The organism is Hamadaea tsunoensis DSM 44101 (assembly GCF_000428945.1).
GTDB classification, from domain to species: Bacteria; Actinomycetota; Actinomycetes; order Mycobacteriales; family Micromonosporaceae; genus Hamadaea; species Hamadaea tsunoensis.
The window spans coordinates 1-6,886 of the sequence record NZ_AUAX01000059.1 but is presented as its reverse complement, the minus strand read 5'-3'; the positions used below and the strand labels follow the sequence as shown (position 1 = coordinate 6,886).

The following is a 6,886-nucleotide window of genomic DNA, read 5'->3' as shown; positions in this document are numbered from 1 at the left end:
GACTGTCCGACTTGTGGGCGGTCGCAGTGGGCTGGATCTTGACGGATGTCGGGAAAGAAACATCATTCTGGCCGGTTTGACGTTGCTTTCTAGACATCCGTCAAGATCCACATTTACGAAGCCGTTCAGGGGTGCTGCGGGTCGCTGAAGCGTGGCCGTGCCCGGCCTTTGTCGTGACTGTCCGAAATGGTGGTTGGGTGGGTCGGCTTGCTGGTGATTGTTCGCGGCTGGGATGTAGTTTTCGGGGCTGTTCTCTTGATCCATTGCGGCTGGTATGTCGATTCGGGCTGGTTTTCTACATCCGCCCGCTGTGGATCTTGGGTGCGGGGTGCGTTTTTACATCTCGGCCGCTGTGGATCATGCCCAAGCCGTCGGGCCGTCCCGGGTGGTCCGGGATGCGGGAACGGTCTTCCGTCATGCGGACGCCGGGCCGGGTTTTCTTGATCGTTTGCGGCAGGGGTGTAATTCCGGGCCGATCTGCATGATTGTTTACGGGTCAGGTGTAGTAATAGCCGGTCAGTGCGCTCCGGAACCGTAAACGATCATGCATCGGGTGGCCGTTCTGCACCTCAGCCGTAATCGATCACCCGCCCGACAGGGCGGGCGCACAAGTCGGATAGTCGGGACAAAGTCCGGTCGGGGGTTGGGGTGAAACGGTGACCGAACCGCGGTGGACGATGCGTCGCCCCACAAACCTGGCAGTGGAGGTCCCGCCCGGGTTTGGCGGGGCCGGAGCGGTCTCCCGCGCGAGGAGCGGAGGTGAGATCGGCGAACCCGGGACCCCATGAATTTGATCTTGGCTGATGGAAGATCTGGACCGGCTGCACACGATCTTGAATTTGGCGCGAACTTGGGCGGGATTGAAGGGCATCCGGGATCCGCACGGACTAGGGTCGACGCTATGCCTATCCGCTCATCTTCTGCCCGCTGGCAGGGCAATCTCACCGAGGGTTCCGGCACCATCCGCACCGGCAAGGGCGGTGTGGAGGGTAACTACTCGTTCAAGTCCAGGTTCGAGGAGGGCGAGGGGACCAACCCCGAGGAGCTCATCGCGGCCGCCCACGCGGGCTGCTTCTCGATGGCCTTCTCGAAGGCGCTCGCGGACGCCGGGTTCACGCCGACGTCGGTGGAGACCACCGCCAAGGTCCACCTCGACAAGACCGACGCGGGCATGACCGTGACGCGTATCGACCTGGAGACGGTCGGGGACGTTCCGGGCGTGGACGCCGAGCAGTTCCAGAAGCTGGCCGCCGCGGCCAAGGAGGGCTGCCCGATCTCGCGGCTGCTCTCGCCGGGCGCGGAGATCACTTTGGACGCCAAGCTCGCCTAGGACGAGCAGCGACCGTAGCGCAAGCGATGAACGGCCCGCCACCCGCGAGGGCGGCGGGCCGTTCGGTGTCAGGACTTGCGGCGGCGGCTGATGAAGACGACCGCCCCGACGATGGCGGCCACGACCACGAGGCAGCACACGATGCTGCACGCGCCGCCGAAGCCGCGGCGCAGCACCTGCGCGCCGGAGTCGGAGGCGGCGAAGGCCATGCCCGGCAGGGCGAACACGGACAGGAAAGCGGCGGCGAGGGCGGTCCAGAGGCGCGTGATGCGGTTCATGGTCATCAGCGTAGGCCGGAGGTTCAACCCGGGCGGCCGATACAGTCAAGCCTGTGCTGATCCGTGAAGCGACCGCTGCCGACGTACCCGCCCTGGTCGAACTGTTGCGTGACGACACTCTCGGCGCTCTGCGGGAGAGTACGCCCGACGACCCCGTGTACGCCGAGGCGTTCGCCGCGATCGCCGGGGATCCGAACCAGACACTGGCGGTCGCGGAGCTGGACGGCGAGGTCGTCGGAACCCTGCAGCTCACGATCATCGCGGGGCTGGGCCGCAAGGGTGCCCGCCGGGCGCTGATCGAGGCCGTACGCGTCCGGTCCGACCTGCGCAGCCGCGGGTTCGGCCGGCAGCTGGTGGTGTGGGCCGTGGAGCGGGCGCGTACGGCGGGGTGCGCGATGGTCCAGCTCACGAGCGACAAGTCGCGGGTGGACGCGCACCGGTTCTACACAGGTCTGGGGTTCTCCGATTCCCACGTCGGATTCAAGCTAATGCTGTAGCGGCACGGCTCGCAGCAGGCCCGTGAGACGTGGGAGATTCGCCGTGCCCTGGACCGCGCCGGTGCCGGGGTCGAGCCACGCCACGGATTCCGGGAAGCCGGCGTAGAGGCGGGTGCCGTCGGGCGCGGCCAGGAGGCCGCGTACCGGGGCGGTGGCCGTGAACCCGCCGTGCGCCGTGCCGGAGAAGTCGAGGATGCGGACCTCCGTCCCGGCCGCGACGTAGAGGCGGCTGCCGAGCGCGAGGGCGTACGCCGCACCTCCGGCGAGCGGGGCGATCGAGGCCACGGCGTCCACCGTCAGCGTGGACGTGTCGATGATCGCGACGCGTCCGGCGGCCGTGTCGGCCACGAACAGCCGCGAGCCGTCGGGGGAGAGCGCGGCGGCGTACGCGCCGGCGTCGGCGGTCCCGAACGGCAGCGGCAGGTCGACGCAGTACGCCCAGCCGACCTCCATGTCCAGTGTGTGGACGAAGGCGTGGACGGACGGGTTGTGCACGCCCGCGACGAGATCCCGGGTGTGCTGGTGGCCCGGCTGGTGCGTGTAGAGCGTGTACAGGACCTTGCGGTCGGGGGCGAGGACGCCGCGATGGGCCTCGCCCCGCATCTGCTCCTCGTCGGCCGGGGGGATGGGCGCCTTTGCCCTGGTCAGAAGCGGTGAGAGAGCACCGGTCGCGAGGTCGAGCAGGCGTACCTTGTAGAACTCGGGGGCGCCGTCGGGCTTCCATTCGAGGACGAACAGGCCCGTCCCGTCGAGCGTGAACGCGTCCGGCTCCACGAGGCCGGCGAAGGTGAAGCTGCGGCGTTCCCGCGTACGGTCGGTAATCATGATCTTGTTGGGCGCGGTGAGCGCGACCAGGCCGCCGTCCGCCGAGGTCACGCGGGGTCGCCACCCCGCGGGGAGGTCGTCCTGCGCGAGGACCTTGCCGCCCGCGGTGGACAGCAGCGTGAGCCGGTCACCCGCCGTGTAGATCGCGGCGCCGTCCGGGGTGGTCACCGCCGCGCCGACCGGCGCGAGGCCGTCAGGTCGCAGCACGGCCAGGCCGTCGGTGGTCTCCGCCACGATCACATCGGGTACGCCGACCGCGGCGACCGGTCGGGCGGGCCGGCAGCCGGCGAGCCCGGTCGCGAGGCCGAGCCCGGCGGCGGTGAGCAGGGAACGTCGAGTCGTCATGCCCAGGTGACACCGAGGGAACCTGGCGGGTTCCACCGGTGTCAGGCACAGTGGGAACGCGGAACGGGGAGGCACCACTGGACGAGGACGAGGCGCTCGTCGCGCGGGCGATGGAGGGCGACCGGCAGGCGTACGCGACGCTGGTGGCCCGGCACGCCGTGCTCGCGAGGCGCACGGCGGGACTGCTCGGGGCGGGGGACGACGCCGAGGACGTGGTGCAGGAGGCGTTCGTCAAGGCGTACCGGAAGCTGCCGACGTTCCGGGGCGAGTCGTCGTTCCGGTCCTGGCTGATGACGATCGTCGCCAACGAGACCCGCAACCTGCACCGGACCCGTCAGCGCCGGGCCGGCCTCGCCGAACGGGCGGCCACCGCCACCCTCGCCGAGACGGCCCCCGACGCGGCCGACGTCGTGCTCTCCACCGAACTGCGTACCGAGTTGGTGGCGGCGCTGAGGAAGCTGAGCCCGGCCGACCGCGACGTGCTCGTCTACCGGTACCTGCTCGATCTGCCCGAGGCCGAGGTCGCGACCCTGCTCGACCGGCCGAAGGGCACGGTCAAGTCCAGGACCGCCCGGGCGCTGGCGAAACTGCGTACGCAGCTGACGGTCGCGGCGGTCATCGCGATCGCGGTCGTCACGGTCGTCTTCGTCCCGCCCGTACGCACGGCCGTCGCCGACGCGGTCACGAGCATCCTGCGGTTCGCCGGCGTCGAGGTGCACCGCGGTGCCGCTCCGCCGCTGCCGTCCGGGTCGCCGAGCGCCCTGCCCATGACGGCCGTCGTCGGACTGGACGAGGCGAAACGGTCGGCGAGGTTCACGGTCGGCGTACCGGCGGTGCTGGGCGCTCCGGACCGGGTGGAGGTCGCCGACCCGGACGCGTCCGGCGCGCCCAGAGTCGTCACCCTGTTCTACCGCAACGGTTCCGTACGCCTCGACGAGTTCGACGGCCACCTGTCGCCCGGCTTCGCCAAGACCGACGCCGGTGCCGAAGCCGAATGGCTGTCCCTCGGCGACGGCAGCTGGTACGCGCTGTGGTTCGCCGCCCCGCATCCGCTGGTCTACATCGACCGGACGGGTGCGGAGCGTACCGAGACGGCCCGGCTGTCCGGACCCTGCCTGGTCTGGGAACACCAGGGCGTCACGTACCGGCTGGAGGGGATCACCACGACCGCCGAGGCGACCGGCGTCGCGCTGGACGTGGGCGGCCCGTGAGACGGGGGCATCCGGGAGGAGGCCGTTCTGCTTCAATACGGCCATGCCCCCCGCCCTGAGAGCGCTCTTTCTCGTACCCGTCCTCGTTGTCGGCACCGTGCTGAGCAGTGCGGCCTCGTGTGGCAAGGACGCCACCGACGCCAGTGCGGAGAAGTACCCGTACCAGGACGCCTCCCTGAGCGTCAGCGTGCGTGTCGACGATCTGCTGAAGCGGATGACGCTGGAGCAGAAGATCGCCCAGATGACCCAGGCGGAGCGGGCCAACGCCGACGCCGACGACCTGGCGCACTACGGCCTCGGCTCGATCCTGTCCGGCGGCGGCTCGGTGCCCGCCTCCAACACTCCGGCCGGCTGGGCCGACATGTATGACGAGCTGCAGAAAGGCGCCCTGAAGGCACCGCTGCACATTCCGATGATCTACGGCGTGGACGCGGTCCACGGCCACAACAACGTACGCGGCGCGACGATCTTCCCGCACAACATCGCGATCGGGGCGACCCGGGATCCCGCGCTCAACGAGAAGATCGGCCGGGCCGTCGCCGAGGAGGTCACCGGTACCGGCCTGGACTGGGACTTCGGTCCGTGCCTGTGCGTCGCGCGCGACGACCGCTGGGGGCGTACCTACGAGTCCTACGGCGAGGTGCCGGAGATCCCCGGTTCGATGACGACGATCATCGACGGCCTGCAGGGTACGCCCGGCGGCCCCGCGTCGGTCCTGGCCACCGCCAAGCACTACATCGGCGACGGCGGCACGACCGGCGGCAAGGACCAGGGCGACACCGAGATCAGCGAGGCGCAGCTGCGCGCGGTCCACCTGCCCCCGTTCCAGGAAGCGGTCAAGCGCAACGTCGCGACCGTGATGGTCTCGTTCAGCAGCTGGAACGGCGCCAAGATGCACGCGAACAAGTACCTGATCACCGACGTGCTCAAGGGCGAGCTGAAGTTCTCCGGATTCGTGGTCTCCGACTGGAACGCGATCGACAAGATCGACAACCAGGACGGCTTCACGCCGGAGGAGGTCGGCAAGGCGATCAACGCGGGCATCGACATGGTCATGGTGCCCGAGCAGTGGAAGCTGTTCATGGACGTGCTCAAGGGCGAGGTCGACAACGGCCACGTCCCGGTGAGCCGGATCGACGACGCCAACCGCCGCATCCTCACGAAGAAGTTCGAGTACGGCCTCTTCGAGCACCCCATGGCCGACCGCTCCTTCGCGGGCACGGTCGGCAGCGCCGAGCACCGGACCCTCGCCCGCCAGGCCGTACGCGAGTCGCAGGTGCTGCTGAAGAACGAGAACAAGGTGCTGCCGCTGGCCAAGACCGGCAAGATCTTCGTGGCCGGCAAGAACGCCGACGACATCGGCAACCAGTCCGGCGGCTGGACGCTGACCTGGCAGGGCTCGTCCGGCGCGATCACCGACGGCACGACGATCCTGTCGGGCATCAAGGCCGCCGCGCCGGGTGCCACGGTCACGTACGACCAGGGCGGCCAGGGGCTCGACTCGTCGTACAAGGTGGCGATCGCGGTCCTCGGCGAGAAGCCGTACGCCGAGTACCAGGGCGACCGGCCCGACGGCCTCTCCCTCGACGCGGAGGACCTGGCGACGCTGGACGCGTTGCGCGGCAAGGGCGTACCGGTGGTGGTCGTGCTGGTGTCCGGGCGGCCGCTCGACATCGCGACCCAGCTGCCCGGCTGGGCGGGTCTCGTCGAGGCGTGGCTGCCCGGCACGGAGGGCGCCGGCGTCGCGGACGTCCTGTTCGGCGACTACAAGCCGACCGGCAAGCTGCCCGACACCTGGATGAAGTCGTTCTCCCAGCAGCCCATCAACGACAAGGACGGCAAGACGCCCCTCTTCCCCTTGGGGTTTGGCCTGACGTATTAGAACCTTTCAAGATCTTTTTGGCCCGGGTTCGTCGATCTCACCTCCGCTCCTCCCGCGGGAGACCGTTGCGCCCCTATCGCTTCGCTCCGGGGACTCCACTGCCAGGTTTCCGGGGCGAAGCATCCTTCACCGCGGTCCGGTCGCCGTTTCACCCTTCACCCCGGCCTTTGTCGCGACTGTCCGACTTGTGTCCCGGGGTGGTGGGCGATTGTCCGGCGTGCCCCCGAGGTGCTCGACGATCTTGCGCGAATGCCCCGAATTTCGTCCGGTGTACCCGGAATGCCCGAACACTCGGCTCTCCGTCTGCATGTGTGGGTATGCCCCTTCGGTGATCGTGTGGATCAGGATCGCGGCGACTGATCCATCGCGTCGGATCCTCGCAGGTAGCCTGGACCTGGGCTTTGTCGCGGCTGTCCGGTATGGAGGCTGTCCGACGCGTCCGGGGTGTGGCTCTCTCATGGGTCGGGGCGTCGCTGGGCCTCGATCCAGTACCCGGATGCTGTAGTAGTGGATCTCTG

General features: G+C 69.1%; 6 protein-coding genes. 4 read left to right on the top strand and 2 right to left on the bottom strand.

Going from position 1 to position 6,886, the window contains the following annotated elements:
• Nucleotides 1-901 precede the first annotated feature (901 nt).
• The gene (locus G401_RS0138835; RefSeq protein ID WP_027346726.1) at nt 902-1,330 is read left to right on the top strand and encodes an OsmC family protein; all 429 of its coding nucleotides are present in this window, start codon (nt 902-904) and stop codon (nt 1,328-1,330) included.
• 68 nt (nt 1,331-1,398) lie between these two features.
• On the opposite strand, the gene G401_RS0138830 is transcribed toward G401_RS0138835, so the two are convergent.
• Nucleotides 1,399-1,608 (bottom strand): hypothetical protein, encoded by a 210-nt coding sequence (locus G401_RS0138830; RefSeq protein WP_245602069.1) that lies wholly within the window; start codon nt 1,606-1,608, stop codon nt 1,399-1,401.
• A 53-nt stretch (nt 1,609-1,661) separates the two neighbouring features.
• On the opposite strand from G401_RS0138830, the gene G401_RS0138825 reads away from it, so the two are divergent.
• Nucleotides 1,662-2,105 (top strand): GNAT family N-acetyltransferase, encoded by a 444-nt coding sequence (locus G401_RS0138825; protein WP_027346724.1) that lies wholly within the window; start codon nt 1,662-1,664, stop codon nt 2,103-2,105.
• On the opposite strand, the gene G401_RS51400 is transcribed toward G401_RS0138825, so the two are convergent.
• Entirely contained in the window at nt 2,094-3,275 is a 1,182-nt protein-coding gene (locus tag G401_RS51400; RefSeq protein WP_051367908.1) for a YncE family protein, read from the bottom strand. The genes G401_RS0138825 and G401_RS51400 overlap by 12 nt on opposite strands.
• A gap of 38 nt (nt 3,276-3,313) precedes the next feature.
• On the opposite strand from G401_RS51400, the gene G401_RS58105 reads away from it, so the two are divergent.
• Nucleotides 3,314-4,486 carry an RNA polymerase sigma factor gene (locus G401_RS58105; protein ID WP_245602068.1) on the top strand — a complete coding sequence of 391 codons (1,173 nt, stop codon included), beginning with the start codon at nt 3,314-3,316 and terminating at the stop codon, nt 4,484-4,486.
• A gap of 43 nt (nt 4,487-4,529) precedes the next feature.
• Nucleotides 4,530-6,368: a glycoside hydrolase family 3 protein gene (locus G401_RS0138805; protein ID WP_034594472.1), complete on the top strand. Its 1,839-nt coding sequence runs from the start codon at nt 4,530-4,532 to the stop codon at nt 6,366-6,368.
• Nucleotides 6,369-6,886: the final 518 nt, after the last annotated feature.

Excerpts from the sequence above, each read along its gene's own strand:
- G401_RS0138805 (WP_034594472.1), top strand. The coding sequence starts at position 4,530 with ATGCCCCCCGCCCTGAGAGCGCTCTTTCTCGTACCCGTCCTCGTTGTC.
- G401_RS0138830 (WP_245602069.1), bottom strand. The coding sequence starts at position 1,608 with ATGAACCGCATCACGCGCCTCTGGACCGCCCTCGCCGCCGCTTTCCTG.
- G401_RS0138835 (WP_027346726.1), top strand. The coding sequence starts at position 902 with ATGCCTATCCGCTCATCTTCTGCCCGCTGGCAGGGCAATCTCACCGAG.
- G401_RS51400 (WP_051367908.1), bottom strand. The coding sequence starts at position 3,275 with ATGACGACTCGACGTTCCCTGCTCACCGCCGCCGGGCTCGGCCTCGCG.